The sequence below is a fragment of the Planctomicrobium stercoris genome, assembly GCF_051465655.1.
GTDB lineage: Bacteria > Planctomycetota > Planctomycetia > Planctomycetales > Planctomycetaceae > Planctomicrobium.
Window position 1 is genome coordinate 3,397,413 of sequence record NZ_CP195791.1, and the last position, 14,981, is coordinate 3,412,393.

Annotated in this window: 13 protein-coding genes; 4 read left to right on the top strand and 9 right to left on the bottom strand. The window is 54.2% G+C overall.

The window, feature by feature from the left end; genetic code table 11:
• Positions 1-103: 103 nt before the first annotated feature.
• From SH661x_RS13795 to SH661x_RS13810, 4 genes are all read right to left on the bottom strand, one after another.
• On the bottom strand, positions 104-2,188 hold the full coding sequence (locus tag SH661x_RS13795; RefSeq protein ID WP_437222397.1) for a recombinase family protein: 2,085 nt from the start codon (positions 2,186-2,188) through the stop codon (positions 104-106).
• A 35-nt stretch (positions 2,189-2,223) separates the two neighbouring features.
• Positions 2,224-2,526, bottom strand: a complete 303-nt coding sequence (locus tag SH661x_RS13800) for a hypothetical protein (protein ID WP_437222400.1) — start codon at positions 2,524-2,526, stop codon at positions 2,224-2,226.
• On the bottom strand, positions 2,523-3,008 hold the full coding sequence (locus SH661x_RS13805) for a helix-turn-helix domain-containing protein (protein ID WP_437222403.1): 486 nt from the start codon (positions 3,006-3,008) through the stop codon (positions 2,523-2,525). The genes SH661x_RS13800 and SH661x_RS13805 overlap by 4 nt, the downstream gene beginning before the upstream one ends.
• 207 nt (positions 3,009-3,215) lie before the next feature.
• Positions 3,216-3,464: a DUF5372 family protein gene (locus SH661x_RS13810; RefSeq protein ID WP_437222405.1), complete on the bottom strand. Its 249-nt coding sequence runs from the start codon at positions 3,462-3,464 to the stop codon at positions 3,216-3,218.
• 32 nt (positions 3,465-3,496) lie between these two features.
• Here SH661x_RS13810 and SH661x_RS13815 point away from each other — a divergent pair, with 32 nt between their 5' ends.
• The 4 genes from SH661x_RS13815 (at position 3,497) to SH661x_RS13830 (ending at position 9,457) form a co-directional block, all read left to right on the top strand.
• Positions 3,497-3,778, top strand: coding sequence for an integrase core domain-containing protein (locus tag SH661x_RS13815; RefSeq protein ID WP_437222407.1), 282 nt, complete (start codon positions 3,497-3,499; stop codon positions 3,776-3,778).
• Positions 3,779-4,770: 992 nt separating this feature from the next.
• Positions 4,771-6,384: a hypothetical protein gene (locus tag SH661x_RS13820; protein ID WP_437222410.1), complete on the top strand. Its 1,614-nt coding sequence runs from the start codon at positions 4,771-4,773 to the stop codon at positions 6,382-6,384.
• A 68-nt stretch (positions 6,385-6,452) separates the two neighbouring features.
• The gene (locus SH661x_RS13825; RefSeq protein WP_437222110.1) at positions 6,453-7,520 is read left to right on the top strand and encodes an IS110 family transposase; all 1,068 of its coding nucleotides are present in this window, start codon (positions 6,453-6,455) and stop codon (positions 7,518-7,520) included.
• 875 nt (positions 7,521-8,395) lie between these two features.
• Positions 8,396-9,457 (top strand): integrase core domain-containing protein, encoded by a 1,062-nt coding sequence (locus SH661x_RS13830; protein ID WP_437222412.1) that lies wholly within the window; start codon positions 8,396-8,398, stop codon positions 9,455-9,457.
• Positions 9,458-9,856: 399 nt separating this feature from the next.
• On the opposite strand, the gene SH661x_RS13835 is transcribed toward SH661x_RS13830, so the two are convergent.
• The 5 genes from SH661x_RS13835 to SH661x_RS13855 form a co-directional block, all read right to left on the bottom strand.
• Positions 9,857-11,350: a LamG-like jellyroll fold domain-containing protein gene (locus SH661x_RS13835; protein ID WP_437222415.1), complete on the bottom strand. Its 1,494-nt coding sequence runs from the start codon at positions 11,348-11,350 to the stop codon at positions 9,857-9,859.
• A complete protein-coding gene (locus tag SH661x_RS13840) occupies positions 11,347-11,880 on the bottom strand; it encodes a sigma-70 family RNA polymerase sigma factor (protein WP_437222417.1) in 534 nt (177 codons plus the stop codon). The genes SH661x_RS13835 and SH661x_RS13840 overlap by 4 nt, the downstream gene beginning before the upstream one ends.
• An 83-nt stretch (positions 11,881-11,963) precedes the next feature.
• On the bottom strand, positions 11,964-12,428 hold the full coding sequence (locus tag SH661x_RS13845) for a hypothetical protein (RefSeq protein WP_437222419.1): 465 nt from the start codon (positions 12,426-12,428) through the stop codon (positions 11,964-11,966).
• 280 nt (positions 12,429-12,708) lie between these two features.
• Positions 12,709-13,686, bottom strand: coding sequence for a DUF1559 family PulG-like putative transporter (locus SH661x_RS13850; RefSeq protein ID WP_437231202.1), 978 nt, complete (start codon positions 13,684-13,686; stop codon positions 12,709-12,711).
• Positions 13,687-14,084: 398 nt separating this feature from the next.
• Positions 14,085-14,828 carry an SGNH/GDSL hydrolase family protein gene (locus SH661x_RS13855; protein ID WP_437222421.1) on the bottom strand — a complete coding sequence of 248 codons (744 nt, stop codon included), beginning with the start codon at positions 14,826-14,828 and terminating at the stop codon, positions 14,085-14,087.
• Positions 14,829-14,981: the final 153 nt, after the last annotated feature.

Consider the following 14,981-nt stretch of genomic DNA (forward strand, 5'->3'; position numbering starts at 1 on the left):
TGCACGACCGTGACACCAAGTTCACCCGGGAATTCACGGATACCTTGAAGGCTCATGGTCTGAGGACGAACCGACTCCCGAAAACCTCGCCAAATTTGAAGGATCATGTGGCATCATGCACCTCATTGTTACGGTGGGGGTTGAGTGGTGGAAATCGTTGTCGTTCTGAGAGTTTCTGGCCCTGGCTTTTGACGGGTGTCGCGGCGTCGGGCGGGTCGTACAGGCATTCCTGCTTATCGTTATAAACGTGGCGTTGCAGAAGTCCATGGTGCGCCCAGATTCTGATCGTCTGCGGAGCGACATGAAGCTGAGTGGCGAGTTCTTGATGCGTCAGTTTGCCGGCAGCGCGCAGTCGATCGTAATGGGTTTTCAGGTGATAGACCTTGCAGAGCCGGACGACGATCCGGGTGGTAAAGAACTGTCGTTCTCCGGTCTGGAACCCGCTCGCGTTCAACAACTCCGCCACTTGGCCGGGAGGATGTTCATCCAGCAGGCGATCGAGTTCGCGGAGCACCTCGGTGGAAGTCTGACGGGCTTTGCCGGCAGAGAGGGCGGGCTGGACTAAGAGGGTTCGGGTAGAACCTCCTTTCAATCGAACCTGCACCGTGATCTGCTCCCCTTTCAGCAGTGTGACGTCTTCCACGAGCAGGCGAACCATCCGTTTGCGGTCCTGATAAAGCGTGTGCGGATCGTTCCAGACCGCCGGAAAGTCACTGGCCAGTTGCCGCACTTTCTGGCGCGTCTGTTCATCCAGCAGCAGGCGGTCCCGGGCCGATTGACTGGTGTACTCTTCCTGAGCTGCGCTGAGCTTCCGCAATTTTTCATTCCAGTCTGCTTCTAGTGAATCGGCAACGAGCCGATGCCGTGGATCGACTTCCATGTATCGCTGGCGGGCCAGGTCCGCTTCGTACTGGGCCCGCTGCACGTGCTGCTGACGAAGCCGGTCGACTTCCTCCAGGCGTTGCTCCAGTTCCTGCTGCACCGCCAGGGCAACTTCCAGCGTGAGCGGCGTCATCAGTTCCAGCAACAACGCGCTCACAGCGTCATCAATGACCTGACCGGAGATCGCCTGGCAGGGGGACGTGGCATGTTCGATCCCGTCGCGCTGGCAGACATATGTGGGCAGTTCCCGGCCGTGTCGGGTGTGATAACGCAGCGTCATGCGTTGACCACAGATTCCGCAGACCGCCAGTCCCTGCAGCAGTGCTGGTCCTTGTCCGGGAGGACTGCGTCGTCGGTCGCGGCCATAAGCCTGAGAACATTCCCGTAGCCGCTGCAGGTTCTGCTGGAACTGCGGCCAGCTGATGTAACCGGGATGGGCATCGGGAATGACAATCTGCCAGTCCTCCGGATTGAGAGCAACCGGAGTTTTTCGCGAGCCGATCTTGTCGACCCGATGACGGCCATAGACATACGTCCCGGAGTACCGTGGATTGTGCAGCACCTGCAACGTCCGGCTGTGTTCGAGTGGTCCCCAGAGGATCTCTCCTTTCCGGACCCCGCGCTGCAGTTGGCGGGGGAACAGCAGTCCCTGTTCGCGGAAGAACCGCACGACGGCCGTCGCCGTTCCCAATCGGTCATAGGTCTCGAACAAGAGCTGCAAGGCCTGCTGGACCTGCTGATCCGGATTCAGGATGACCCGATCCTGATGATCGCGGATCAGCCCGACGGGCAGCAGGAAGTTTAACTCTCCCCGGCGGGCCTTGTTCAGCAACCCGCCCTGCAACCGCGCCCGCAGGACATGCAGTTCCGCTTCGCTCATCGTCCCTTTGAGTCCCAGCAGCAGGCGGTCGTTGAAGTGGCTGGGATCGTAGAGGCCGTCCTCATCCAGAATCAGTGTTCCGGAGAGAGCACAGATTTCCAGCAGTCGGTGCCAGTCACTGGAATTGCGGGCCAGCCGGGAGACTTCCAGTCCCATCACCATGCCCGCCCGTCCCAGGCCCACTTCGCTGACCAGCTGCTGAAAGCCTTCCCGGTCAGTGGAAGCTCCCGACTCTCCCAGATCGCTGTCGATGACGGTGATCTGCTCGGCGGGCCAGCCCAGCGCCACGGCCCGTTGCCGCAGTCCATACTGCCGCTGGGTACTTTCGGTGTTCTCGATCACCTGCCGGAGCGTCGACTGGCGGACATAAAGATAAGCGTTCCGCTGCAAATGCTCGGCGGTCACCTTCTGAGCTGTCAGGGACATGATCGCACTCCTTCCTGGGGAATTCGAACAGAGAATCAGGCCAATGCCGGCGTTTGCCGCAGCAGCATCTCGACCAATGCCGACGTCAACTGTTGCTGCAACAGGTCGGAAAGAGGGACGCTCTCCAGTGAGGTCTGCTGTCCTGTCACAGGAACACTGGCCGCTGGCGATGGACTCGCTGCTTCTGCTGACCAGGCTTGCATCCAGGCTGCCAGCCCCCGGGTCAACAGCAGGTTCAATCCCCACCGCTGCGAGGTGAGAGCAACTCCCATGAGCACCTGCTGGCGCAGTTGTTCGTAATGTTGGAGACCCGTTTCAAGAGAAGGAGACGGGATCACCTCCCTTCCGGTTCTGTCGAATGCCCTTTTTTTCGCTCCCGCAGGAGCGCCCGCTCGATGCTGCGGGGATGAACCGAGATGTCGAACTCGCGCTGGACCAGTTCGACCATCTCGCCGGCACGCAGTGCCGCATTCCGGGCCTGTTGCTGCTGCAGAAACTCGACGACATCCTGGTTGAGTTTGTGTGCTCCCTTGGGACCGGGGCGATGCGGAATCAGTCCCGGCAACCCCTGCTGCTCGAATAGGGCCAGTGCCTGGTAAAACGCGGTTCTGGAAAACCCGAAACGCCGGGCCGCTTCGCTGACCGAGAGTCCCTCCAGCTGGACACGGCGGAGCATCTCGTACTTCACCTGCACCAGGTCGCGGGGATCGAAGAACTCGTGAGCGAGGAACAACTCGTCGGCAACATCCTCCGGCGAAGCGTGCAGTGCTCCCCACTTCCGCAGCGCCTCGATCTTGACCTCTTCCGCCGACCTGCTCATGGCCTCCTCCTGAGTGATGCAGGGAATGTGTTAATGCAATTATGCCTAACATACTTGGCGTGTCAATACGAATTTGTGCGTATCTGCAACGAGCATCTGCAATTGAATGCGACATTGACCTGATCATTGACCATGTCATCCCACACCTGTGCGGCAAAATCCCGTGAACAGATACGGCAGAATTACATTGACAGGAGAGGGGGCTGCTCATGACTGCACCTCCTGCAGTCGAACCAGCAGGTCGGCCAGCTCCAACAGTTCACTGAGGCGAAACGCAGACCGCCCGCCGGCCAATTCCACAAACGGGTTCACCGCCGCAAGCGACGTCCACGACAGCGGTACAGAGATCAGCCGCTGATCATCGTGGTAGAAATACACCCGCTCCTCACCCCAGTTCTGGCGAAACGCCACCAACCGAAACTCACGGCCGGAGAAGGGATGAAACGGATGCACCACCTGAAAAGTTCCACACGCACCATCACAATCCGGTGCAATTGACAACGTGTGTAAACGGACGTTGTGAGCGATTCATTGAAACAATCAAGCTGGAATGCCTTTCCAAGTTCATCGTTTTCGGCAAACGACACCTGGATCATCTCGTGGCGGAATTCTGCGACTATTACAACCACCACCGCAGCCATATGGAGCGGGATCATCTCCCGCCAGTCAGGGAAGAACCAGTGGAAACACAGACGATCAGTCCTGCTCAACTCGAAGTTCGGTCGTTCGTGGGGGGACTGGTCAAAGGGTTCGAGCGAAAGGCGGGGTAATTCAAACCGCTTCCTATCCGCCCCCTGACACGATCTAAACGGAAGTCTGGCTCTACTGAAATGAGCCTGACTCGACGTCGATGATGGGCAGATTTCAGGTTCAAAACAACGGAAGTTCAGAAATCTCGCAAACTCATCTTGAAATTCTTCGGACCGAATTCAACAATCAGTTGGTTCTGGAGAGAACTTGATCGCGTTGTCCGGTGACGAAATCTGAATCGTCATCAATGCTAAACAGGATGCAGGGCAGCGGTCACTGAGCAGGATGCTCAAACTCGCTGTTCCGACTGCACCCCAGCAGGATCGACGTGAGACGCAACATCACGATTTCGCAATCGTCGCGTCTCGAAATCCGTCCTTAGCCGGGTGTTCCGCTGGTCGCTTCCTGACGCCTCGATTCATTTCGGTTCGAGGTTAAAATGACTCATCAAAAACAAATCTCTTTGAAAATCGGGGATGAATCACGATCGCCTTGCGGCGTCCATGATTCTCCCGATCCACCCGCATCGCAAGTCCAGGAAATCTTGCTTGGTTGGCCTGTAGGGAGAGTCGCTCTCAACGAGTCCGATGCAGCAGACTGCATTGGCGTCAAACGGCATGTTCTTCGTGACGCTCGGCTGCGGCTAAAGCTCGATCACGCAGCGGTGGGACGCAGTGTGACCTACACCGCTCAGCAGCTTCAGGCTGCCCTGAGTCGCATGTCAGTACCCCGTATTCGCTGATCTGCATAACTCATTTTCTTTTTTTCTTTCCTCTTCGAACACCATTCCTGAGTGTTCGAACATCTATCTATCCGAATGAGGATTAAAATGTCTTACCATAGCATCAACAATTGCAAACACATCTCTTCTCGAGCTGATGGCAATCACTCGTCGCAGGAGCATACTGACGATTCGACAATACCTCGGCATGACCAGCAGACCGAAAGGTCTCCGGCCCCCTCACTATGGAGCCACCCGGTCGAAGTGAGATCGGTGAGAATCCCAATCCCCGTGACATCGGGGCAGATTCAGTTAAAAATTGGCTTCTGCGTCGATGATCGAGAAATCGTTGCTGAATTCAGTTACGAGGCATTAAACGATGAGAAGCTGTTTCTCAATTCGGCTCCTCCGGGATTCGCCCTAACGCCAACCCCTCGCGCTTTCGCTCACCTGAGGCAGCACCTGATGCGAAGCATCGTCCACGCCGAATGGGAGGCTATTGTCGCCACGACTGGATGGTACATCTGGGATGGTCAGTATGTGTTCGTCAACGGTGAAGGTGTGATCCGTTCCGATACCCCAAGAATCCCTTATTCCGACGAAGGTGCCACCGGAACATCGCAACTGCAGAATCTCATTGATGTTGACCGAGCTTGTTCCGATGTTCCGATTTTGGTGAAGGAGAAGCCCAAGATAACTAAAGTGACTCTCGTGAAGTCGGAGCAGCTCTCGCGATATCGACTCTTAACATCGGAAACTCCTGAAGAAGCCCGCGATGCCGTGAAGAGAGTGCTCGACTTACTGAGCGTTGGCGATGCACTCGTGACCTACATAGCGATTCCACTCCTGTTCCTTGCGGCAATTCGAGATCCCCGATTCGTGTTATTTTTGTACGGCCAGACGGGATCGTTGAAGACAGTCTTCAGCCTCCTCTTGCTCTCATTTTTTGTGCCCGGAGCGAAAGAGGCTGACGGTGCCAGTTTCAAGTCGACGGAAAATGCAATTCGAGCCCGTTTCTTTGGCTCAGGCAACGTGGCCGTAGTGATTGACGACTTTATTCAAATTCCTGGCAGCAGAGGCGTTGGAGAAGAGGCCAAAAAGGCAGAAAACCTCATCCGATCAATTGTTAACGGAACGGGGAAGGAGCGGAGCTTCAGCGACGGAAGCCTGAGGCCCCACGACAAGCCGCGGGGTTTGGCCATCATCACCGGCGAACAGCTGCCAGATGGCCTTGATTCATTGAAGCACCGGATGGTGGCTCTGGAAATCGACGAGAAGACCTTCGAGACGGCCATCGCGGGCCCGCGTCCCAATCTGATGGACACCTTTCAAGATGATGCAGAGTCTGGTGTCTTCGCACAGGCGATGGGGGATTTTCTGAAATGGGCGGCTCCCCAGCTGGAGCAACTTCACGCAATGTTCGAGTTGGATCCGAAAGAAATGGAGGACATCAGCGACGTTCATCCTCGACTGGTCGACGCCGTTCGTGACATCCTCGTCGGCGCAAAATTTCTACTCTTTTACGCTCTTTCGATTGGGGCTTGTGATTTAGAAGACTTCGATCATCACTATAAAAAAACTGTCAATGCATGTCTGGACCTGGTAGGACGAGCGACATTGGAAGCCCTCGATTCCAAACCGACTGAAGCTTTCCGACATCTAATTCAGGCTGCCTTGGCCTCGCACCAATGTTATATCGAGATTGAAAATATGGAATTCTATCTGGAGAACAAAGACTGCATACCTCCGGAGCTATTGGGGTACACATCCCATGAAATTTGCATCGAGTCGAAAGATCGCACGTCCGAAGATTCCGACACGGACGTGGAATATACGACAAAAACGATCTACAAGCCCCATGGGAAGCGTATTGGAACGATCCCTTTGATATCGATGAAAGAGTAATTGCGATTGGGAGCGGAATTTCCCAGTGTGGAAGTTTCCCAACCCTTTTCTCACAGGAGAACCGCGTCATGCTCTTTCTTGGTATCGATCAACATGCCCGTCAATTGACTGTCTCACTTCGTGACCAGCAGGGTGATGTCCTGCTGGCCCGTCAGGTGTCTACGCAGCCCGAGAAGGTCCTGGAGTTCTTTGATCAGCTCACGCGGCGGTGTGCTCAGAGCGAGGAACAGTTCATCGCCGTGGTGGAGGTCTGCGGGTTCAATGACTGGCTGATTCGCATGCTGCGGGACTACCGCTGTCACAAGGTGATCCTCATCCAGCCGGAAGAACGTAAACGCTGTAAGACGGATCGGCGTGATGCAGCGGCCCTGAGTGAACTCCTGTGGGTGAACCGGGATCGGTTTCTCGAAGGCAAACCCGTTCGCGGCCTCCGGCAGGTGACCATCTGCAGCACGACAGAACAGGAGAATCGCAAGCTGAGTACGCTTCGCAAAGAAGCGGGTCAGACTCAGACACAGCTGGTCAATAAGATCAAGCACATCCTCCGGCGGCACAACCTGCAATGGGAACTGCCGACCAAGACTTTTCCGACGGTGAAGGCCATCACTTGGCTCAGAGAGATTGCACTTCCCCAGATCGACCGGCTGGAGATGAACTTCCTCCTGGCGGATCTCAAGCAGATTCAGGAGAGACTGCTGGAGTTGGAGAAGCTGATCGCCCAGCGGGGTCGTGACAACCCGAATGCCCAGCTTCTGAAGTCCATGCCGGGAATCGGTGCGTTCACAGCGATCTCGCTGGCTGCCGGGATCGGTGATGTGAAACGATTTCCCCGAGCCAGAAGCCTGGCGAACTACTGGGGACTGACTCCCGGCTGTCGCAACAGCGGCGAGAACAACCAGCGGCTGGGGAGGATCACCAAAGCCGGCAACAACACGGCCCGATGGCTGCTGGCCCAGGTGACGTATCAGGTGCTCCGCAAGGATGGTCGGCTGCGGGAATGGTACAAGAAGATCAAGAGGCGACGGGGGAGCGGGGTAGCTCGAGTCGCGGTCATGCGGAAGCTGGCCACGGTCATCTGGCACATCCTCAGCAAACAGCAGAGTTACTTTGAGTGCCGGGCCATCGCAGCAGCCTGAAGTCTTCAGCAGTGAATCAGCATTCATCACCATTTTGACCAAGGAGACCCATCAAAAAACCTTCACCCGGTTGTTCGATCCAGGTGAGTCAATTCACCTGAGATCCCTCCCGATCAGTCCAGCTCGCACGGAACCGTGGATGTCGCTGCTGAACATGAAAAGGTACAGCAGAAGGACACGTCCCTTTGAATGGAGCAGACTCTTCAGAGAGGAATTCGCATCTCGATAATTCCGCGTCTGCTGATCACAGCAGAGCGATCCCTGAGAATCAGGGCTCGTGCCTCGCGAAGGAATGTGTGGGGAGCAATCGCGTTTGAAAAGAACGATTGCAACATCCCGTAGCAACGACAACCGGTGAGATGATCATTAACAACAACACGCAACCCAGTCCACACACCATGAACTTCAAAACAAAGCCCGGAACTTTGCGGATCGCACTACAGACCCGCACCAGGAAATCTCTTTCCCGCTTGACAATCTCTTTCAGGAACGGTTCCGTAGCCGGCGTGCGTAAGTGAGTCAAAAAGGCCGTAAAACACTGTGATTTCAAGAGGTTATCTCAAAAAGCCTGCTTTTGCAAACTGACGCAAACAGACTCATTCAGACGCAAACAGAAGTAGTACCAGGCCAGAAAAGTAGTACCAAGTAGTACCGAAAATTGGCCGCTTCAGAGCGTTCTAAAAGCAGGTTGAATCCGACCGATTCGACGCTCTCCGGATCCCGTTCCTGATCCAGATCTCAGCTTCAATCAGCATTCTTCAGTCGAGGTTTGACACCGCAGAATCCGACCTCAAAAATGCCTCGCCGGAAGGACCGTAGTGCTGTTCAACGGATGTGCAACTTGATTCCAGATTAGACATTCGGACAATAGCCCGATGACGTTCATTTTTCACCCCTTGCTCGCACTGATCGCCTCGGCCACCGACCGGGAACTGGCGAAATACATCCAGTTCTTGAAGGAAGAGAACAAGATCCTCAGAGCGAGAGTTCCCGGCCAGATTCACACGAAGCCTGCCGAGCGTGAGAGGCTGATCAAGTTCGGCAAAGCACTCGGAAGGGCCGTGGAGGAACTGCTGACGATCGTGTCTCCTTCAACTTTCTACCGCTGGCTGAGGGAGGAGGCCGTTCCAAAACGGAAGAAGACTCCCAAGGGTGGGCAGAGGAAGCCCAGAGAGATCCGGGAACTTGTGATCCAGATCGCGACGGTGACGGGATTTGGCTACAGCCGGATCCTGGGAGAACTTCGAAAACTGGGGATCAAAAAGATCAGTCGGCAGACCGTCCGGAACATCTTGAAGGAGGAAGGAATCCAACCCGGCCCCGATCGAACCAGCGACTCATGGACAAACTTTCTGGAACGTCACAAGGAGACTCTCTGGGCCACCGACTTCTTCAGCGTGAAGACCGTGACCAGACGAGGCCTCCGGGACATGTATGTGCTGGTTTGGCTGTGTGTTTCGACTCGGGAAGTGATTGTTTCGGAATCGACAGAACATCCGACCTCAGCGTGGGTTTGCGAGCAAACAAGGAAGTTCATCGACGAGACTGCAGGGCGAGAGCACAAACCCGATATCGTGATCCATGACCGGGACACGAAGTTCAGCAGGGAATTCACGGAGACTCTCAAGGCTCACGGACTGAGAACGAACAAACTTCCGAAAACCTCACCGAATCTGAATGGACGCTGCGAAAAATTCATCGGCACGATCAAAACAGAGTGCCTGTCGAAGTTCATCATCTTTGGCAAACGGCATTTGGACCATCTCGTCGCGGAGTTCAGCGATTATTACAACCGGCACCGAAGTCACATGTGTCGGGGACATTTGCCGCCGGTGAGAGAGGAACCGAAGGAAGTCGAGACGCTACGACTCGACGAGATCGAAGTGAAATCGTTCGTGGGCGGGCTTGTGAAGGGGTTTGAGCGGAAGGCTGCTTGACCCAGAGCGTTCACCGTTTCCTGATCAGGCGGCAACAACTTTCGAGCCGACCTGCCACCATCGAACCTGCCAACGTGTCGTTGGGGTGGCATCTTCGTGTGCACCAGTTTGTCGTGCAGATCATCGTGCGCACTTTTGATTTGCAATTTTTTGTCCCAACTGCTGCTCCTTTCAGAACTTCTCCTTGTTCACATCAATTGGACCGAAGGGACGACGACGCACTGAGACTCTCCGTGATCGACCAAAACTGCATGGACGCAGAGGGTCACCCTAATTCTGACTCGCTCAGTTTTTGGCGCTGATTTCTCGTCGAGACTTCTTTTTCGTCAACATTTTAGCGTCCATGACATCAACTGGACAGCGCGATTCAAGGCGCAACACTCAAGCCCATAACAGACTCTAGCCGTAAGGATTACCCGCATCATAAAGCTCTTGTATTTCCCGATCACTCAGGGCTCGACCAAGTATCACCATTTCATCGATACGGCCACTGAGTCGGCGATCATAAGTGCCCCAGTTGCCAATCTGCGCTGCGCCTAAAAGCCCGGGATGAGCAGTGTCAAATTTCACTTCTCCATCCTTCTGGCCATTGATGTAAACCCGGGCCACTTTTTGCTCCGAATCGTAGACCACCGCCAGATGAACCCAACGTCCTTGATCAAACAAGTCGGATGTTTGCGACTCGATTTCGTGAGAATGCGCCCGGCTTCCCAGAACTCGACGGTTGTCTCGAATTGCCAGTCGCATGCTTTTCGACTGCGTCACCATCCAGTGCAGTGCGCCTTGATCTTGAGGGCCGAACCAGCGATTGGTGTGCAGAATCGAATGCAACTCCTCTGTCAGATGATCCAGGCGTGTCCATACCGCCATCGTCAGCTGCGGATGGGGCTGATCTCCTCCAATGTCCAGCTTCAAATGATCGCCTACGCGGACGAATTCCAATGCACAGGATCCCGGCCAACGTCCCTGGACAAGCTGAAACCTGCCATCAAGCGTCGATCCCAATTCAAAATCCTGCAGCATGATCAGCGACGGATCCCGCCTCAACCGCGTCAGCATGGATTCTGATTTCGTTTGCTGCCCCAACTGGATCGCTGCGTGTAACGAGGCAATCTCATTGGGTTGGATGAATGCACCTGATCGCAAAGAACGAGACGCTTCCAAGCCTGCATGCATATGGACAGCGTCTCCGTGAAAGAGATTCCGGTTTTTGCCTCCGGCCTGCACTTCAGCGATCACTTCCCCCTGAAAGACATGAATCTCTGCATCTCCCTGCTGAGAAACGTCCACACCAAATCGCGTCCCCAGATCGATTGCGTTCCCAGAGGGTGTCAGCACGGTAAATCGCTTCGCTGAAGGGGGCACATCAGCTGCCAGTCGTCCTCTCACCAGATTCAAGCGATCGCTGGATTCGAATCGCAACTGCGCGGGAGCTTCGATCACGACTCGAGCTTTTTTGGCCGTGATCAGCGAGACAGTTCCGCTGTTGAGGAAATGCCAACGACCATCGAGTCGCATCCCTTTCTGAAGGCTGTTGTCACCCACACAGCTCTCGACCACTGCAAAATGATTTGGAGCAGGTAGCCAGAGTCTCCACGGGCAGGTGATCAGCAGCAGAATCAGGCAGGCTAGCGACCACCATGCGACCGGCAGGCGCCTCCGTCCGTCGTGCCGGTGTGCAGCGTCCCGCTTGTGTGGCAAATCCTCCAGGGGGGCGTGCGAAATCTTCCCGACCAGGTCCCTGATTCCAGAGTCAAAGTATTTCAGCTCCAGAAACCGATCCCGCGAACGCTCATCATCTCGAATCAATTGATTCAACTGCTCGACTTCTGTCGCAGAAGCCCGGCCCTCAGAGTATCTGTCGACCAACTCGTCGAAGACGGAAAAATTCATGGTAGATGCTCCTCCGAGTGTTGCTCCCGCTGCATGCATTCCAAAAGTTGATGACGCATTCTACGTACCCACTGATAGAAGCCGGAGACAGAGCGGCCGCTCATCCTGGCGGCCTTTTGGATGGAGACTCCAGGCTGATATGCGGAAATCAGGAATTTTCGATCCTGTTTTGGAAGCTTCTGAAAACAAAACTCGAGCGCAGCGAGTTTTCGATGAAACCGCTGTTCCTGCTGTTCGGCGGCGACCGCGAGCAGGTTCACAACGTCGTTCGCCAAAACCACCCGATTTCGTCGAAGATCTCGCAACCGGGAAAGAACTTTGTACCGGCAAATCCCGAATGCCCATGACTTGAAATTGTAGTCCGGCAGCAGGTCGTCAAACCTCTCCCAAAGCACGACGGCAACTTCCTGTAGAACGTCTGCAGCATCGCTGTGTGTCGGAACAAGACTTCGAACATAAGCCCGAATGGCCGGCTCGTGCTGGGTAAACTCGCGAGTAAATTCTGCGTGTCGATCAGCCTGAGTCTTCACGGAACGTCCTCAATTTTCGACTGCCTTTGCCCTGTCGACTCAACCGAAAAGTCGTGCGTTTGGAGGTCTTCTTTCGCATCGCACTAACGGGAAGAATCGCTCCCAGGCCGTCCATCAGACTGTAAATCATATCTGAGTGATTTCATCCCTGGAACAACTTCGACGACAAACCCCGACGTTAATGGATTCCCGTATTTTTCCGGAATGAGGGCAGGGAGGACTTTTACGTTCTCACCGGGTAATGGCATTTTCCTTGCCGATTCAGAATCCATGTCATATGACGTTATTGCGACCGTGTACGTTCCGACACGTACCCCCGGAGAAGAGACCGTTGTCACCATATGGAATGCTCCATTCCGGATCGTTCCAATCGCAGCATCCCCATTGATCGGATCTTTTGGGACAAACTTGACATCTCCCTGTTCCAGCGGCTTCCCGTCGTAGCTAACAGTTCCAGACACTGAAACTAAATTTGGAAGTGGATCAGTCACTCTTCCACAGCCGGGTATCACTAGAAAAAGGACTGCCATCAGTGTTTCATATTTCATGGTAACCCTTGATTTTCCTCGCGTTGAATCGCCACATGGGTTTTTCAAGAACCCTGACACAGAGCACCATACGAGCCAAACAACAAAAGCGGCATCAGCCTATTGAAAGCCGTGTTTTTTAAGGGGTCTTGCATTTCGACGCGAGCTGAGAGCTTGTTTTGAAATTTCAACGAATCCGCATTCGGGAGGGCGACGCTCCTGTGGAGCAGCAAAAAAGTTCACGCGATCTTACGTCCGCGGCTTGGCAAGAGCCTCGCCCTCTCACTTTTCAAGCACGTCCTTAGTATTCTCCGAGAACCTGCCCGTCCTGCTTGTTGCCAAGGTAGTTCAACGTCGTGAAGTTCATATTCTCACTAAGAAATCTGACGCTGCCGTCTCCCATGAGAGCATGAGCCCCTCCGGTATGAGCACTCGCCATTCCCCCATTTTTTCCAAGCGCACTTGGATAGGTGTCTGTGGGAACCGCGCCTGCGTTGGTCGCCACTCGAACCGGGCTGTTAATTCGAAAAGCCATCGATACCCCATATGCCATATTAGAAAACATACCCATATAACCATTTCTTTCTGGACGGGCTTCCCCGAGCAGAAGCGTATTGCTAGTCCCATCTGTAATGTCTCGAATTCGGCAGGAATAACCCCAGGAAGTCGCCCCAGAGCCAATAACCAGGTTGCCGACCCCAAAGATCCCCGACTTATACGTGACTTGTGACCCGGTGGCAGCCACCGAACAAGAGGGCGGCATGCCATTTGTACCGCAATCCGAAGTGTTTAAGTCGTTATAGGCAGCTGGTCCCCAGCTGCAGACATATGCTGCCCCATGTTGGTTGCCAAAGGTACCATCGTAACTCCCTTGCTTGGATCCATCAGGATTGCTTGGGCAAAGTTGAAAGCCCCAAGGCCTCTGAAGGATCTCGAGATTCGGGGAGGATCCCGGCTTGACACTGAAGTTCAATCCGTTGTACGCAGCCGCCTGATCAATAAACGGGAGAATGAAGCAGTTAAATGTGTGGCCTTCGCCATATTGTCCTGTGCCCGCAATATTTGATGACCCCATCGGAAAGGTGCCATGAGTGTCGTGATAGTTATGAGTCGCTAGTCCAAGCTGTTTCAGTTTATTTTTGCACTCACTTCTGCGTGCAGCTTCGCGGGCCTGCTGCACGGCGGGAAGCAGCAGGGCGATCAGGACTGCGATGATGGCTATCACCACCAACAACTCAATCAGTGTGAACCCGCGTCTCAGTCGTTTGGAAAACGGCATGATAAAGCTCCAGGAGAAGTTCGAATCAGTGAAGATCGACAAAAATAACGCATCTGTTTTTGCCGCCGAGGCGGAAGTGATCTTCATGGGCAGGAGAAGATCGAATTGATTCCAAGCCTGGCCTCATCAGCAGTGGACCACCAAAAGAGAGAAATTGAGCGGAAATTAAAAACTCAACCTCGTCCAATTTCCGCCAATCTCAGAATTTGCTGAGTGTTTTTTTGATTTCACTGAATCCAGAACAGCATCAGTCGCCACAAAACAAACGCAAGTGGACTTCAAATCAAGACTTGCAACATCCCGAGCTGAACAAAAAATTTCGAAATTTGGTTTGCAAATATGGACCCGCCGTTCAGGAGCTTCTCCACAGGGTGACCTATCTTTCAGCGAAACACCGATCAGTCCTGTGGGATCAGCTGCAGCTGAGGCCACCTTGCAAGAACAGCCCGTTCCCATTCCTGCGCCATTCGCTGATGACCGCGATAAGTCGGATGAATTCCATCCCAGATCCAGTACTCGGCAGGTGCTTCCTCGACGGCCTGATCGAACGCCATTTGAAAGTGAACGACCGCAGCATCGTATTTTTGCGCCAGCCTTTCGACGATGACAGTCCGCTGTTTCAGACCATGAGACCAGTTATTCCAGTTGCTTTTGACTCCCCCGACCGGTAATCCGAACGGTTCGCAGAGCACCAGCTTGACGTTTGGGAGTGACTGTCGGGTCTGTGCCAGCAGTTCATCATACGTCTGCTCGAATTCGTCCATCGGAATCTGGCTGTCCTGATCATTGACTCCGATCAGAATGCTTAAGACATCGGGCTTCAGATCGAGGGTGTCCGCCTGCCAGCGTTCTTTCAGATTTCGAATTGTATTTCCACTGATTCCGCGATTGACAAAGTCGAGGTTGAGCACGGGCATTTCGCCCCCAAATTTCGCAGCGATCAAAAAGGCATAGCCGTGACCGAGAATATGATTGGGGTCGGAAGTCCGGCCGCGGTTTCCATCGGTGATGGAATCTCCCTGAAAGAGAATGCGGCTATTGGGAGTAAAGATGGCCGGCACGGAAGTCCTGGGAGCATCGGCCCATAACGTCAGTGACAGAGTTACGATCAGAAAAGGAGCGGAGAAGTGACTGCAATTCATGATGTTGGGTTCTCTCGAATTTCTTTGTCCAAAGACCTACAAAAACCACATCGGGAAGTTGTTCCGTCTGTTTCTCCCGACTATGTGGGGCACAAAATGACTCTGTGCAGAACCTCATGACGAAGGTCATGGCCTGAGGTAAAGCTGAAGTCA